Raw genomic sequence first — 1,961 nt, forward strand, 5'->3', positions numbered from 1 at the left:
AACAAAACATCTTTATAAGAAGCACTATTTTCGATTACAGCTAGCATTTCATTTTTTGAAACATTTTTTCCTTCATTAGCTAAAAACACTTCAAATTGCCCTGTTGATTTAGCATATATTTTTTCAGGTGGAAATGATGTAGTTACCATTACCTCTGAGGTAATTACATCTGGATACTTAACAAACCATGAGATAAATAAAAGCATAAGAATTAATACTAAAAATAAAGTATTTCCCCAACGTATCATCCAATTGGGTACTTGGCTTAGTATTTCTTGTACATCTTCACTACGAATTTCTATATCTGAATTATTCTGCGGCATAGATTTGAATTGAAAAGAATGAGGTGATTCATGTCACCTCATTCGATTAATTAAATTAATAATCTTGGCATGGCTCTGAACGTCTTGATAAATCAGTAACACATTCACCATCAATATCAATATAGCAATCACATGGACAACCACTAGCACCTGCATTACATCTAACAATATAGCCTCCTCCATTAATAGTTTTTTGTTCTGCTTTATTTAAAGCGTTTCCTATGTTTAAAATTGATTTTTTCATTTTATTTTGTTTTAAAATTATAATAATTTCCTTGAAGAATTAGAGACATTCAAGGTATATGTCTTTTCTGAAAATTCTTCCTTTTTTTAAAAGGTTTGAAATTATAACTATCAATTATTGATAGCAAACACAAAAAGGTTTAAATATTAATGAGTCCCATATGTCGCATATGTCTTGTGAACAAAGTGGAGCTCCTCCATTTACATTTTTTTGTTCTGTTTTGTTTAGAACTTTACCTAAGTTTAAAATTGAATTTTTCATATTTAAATGATTTAAAAAAATAATTAATTTGAGATGTTTATCCAGCGATACAAGTACCATTAATGCATAACCATGGAGTGAAAGTATGTCCTAATTGTTGCTCTTCACATGGTACTTCGAAGCAGCTGATACCTCCATTTACATTTTTTTGTTCTGCTTTATTTAAAGCTTTACCCAAGCTTAAAATTGATTTTCTCATAATTAAATGATTTAAAAAATTGATTAAATCCTTGAACTGTTTAAAGACACTCAAGGTCTATGTCTATTTTTCGCGAAAAAATATTTTTACTTACCCAAGTCAAGTTGATTTTTAACTAAATGGTAATAACTTCCTTTTAATTTGATAAGTTCTTCATGAGAACCTTTCTCTATAATATTTCCTTTGTCTAACACAACTATTTGATGAGCATTTTTTACGGTACTTAGTCTGTGAGCAATAACCACAGCTGTTTTATTGGCAAAAAATGTGTTTAACTTCTCCATAATCACCTTTTCATTGTTGGCATCTAAAGCTGAAGTTGCTTCATCAAAGAATAAAAACTTTGGGTTCTTATATACTGATCGAGCGATTAATAAACGTTGCTTTTGTCCTGTACTCAATCCATTTCCTTCACTACCTATTTTAGTATTGTAGCCTAAAGGAAGTCCTTCTATATAATCTGAGATGTTAGCTACATCAATAGCATGTGCTAGTTTTTCTTTATCTACATAATCTTCTCCTACAGCAATGTTTTTGGCAATGGAATCATTAAAAATATATCCTTCTTGCATCACCACTCCTGAGTTTCTTCTCCATTCTTTTTGTGAGATGTTTTTCAGATTAAAATTATTAATCATAATATCTCCTTGGTCTACCTGGTAAAACCCAAGTAATAATTTCATTAGTGTTGTTTTTCCACTTCCACTAACTCCAACAATAGCAGTGGTTTTATTAGCAGGTATTTCTAATGATAAATCTTTAAGTACTGGTTCTAATCCACCTGTGTATCTAAATGAGATATTTTTTAATGTAATAGCTGCATTCTCTGGAATATTGGTTACTTTCTCATCATCTGGATTTTCTTCATCTTCCATGTTATGAATTTCCCCTAGTCGATCAACCGATATTTGTGCATCTTGTACATCTCTCATAA

General features: G+C 30.3%; 4 protein-coding genes and 1 pseudogene. All 5 read right to left on the reverse strand.

What is annotated here, in order from left to right; genetic code table 11:
- Positions 1-323: pseudogene (locus tag F7018_RS13220) on the reverse strand (HlyD family secretion protein); the annotation flags it as partial.
- A gap of 55 nt (positions 324-378) precedes the next feature.
- The gene (locus tag F7018_RS13225; protein ID WP_150900556.1) at positions 379-567 is read right to left on the reverse strand and encodes a hypothetical protein; all 189 of its coding nucleotides are present in this window, start codon (positions 565-567) and stop codon (positions 379-381) included.
- A gap of 114 nt (positions 568-681) precedes the next feature.
- Positions 682-828 (reverse strand): hypothetical protein, encoded by a 147-nt coding sequence (locus F7018_RS18690; RefSeq protein ID WP_217701381.1) that lies wholly within the window; start codon positions 826-828, stop codon positions 682-684.
- 37 nt (positions 829-865) lie between these two features.
- Complete coding sequence (locus tag F7018_RS18525) at positions 866-1,027, reverse strand: hypothetical protein (RefSeq protein ID WP_175578731.1); 162 nt, start codon at positions 1,025-1,027, stop codon at positions 866-868.
- 86 nt (positions 1,028-1,113) lie between these two features.
- Positions 1,114-1,961: peptidase domain-containing ABC transporter (locus F7018_RS13230; protein WP_150900557.1), on the reverse strand; the 848-nt coding region annotated here is incomplete at its 5' end.

Source organism: Tenacibaculum aiptasiae (assembly GCF_008806755.1).
GTDB lineage: Bacteria > Bacteroidota > Bacteroidia > Flavobacteriales > Flavobacteriaceae > Polaribacter > Polaribacter aiptasiae.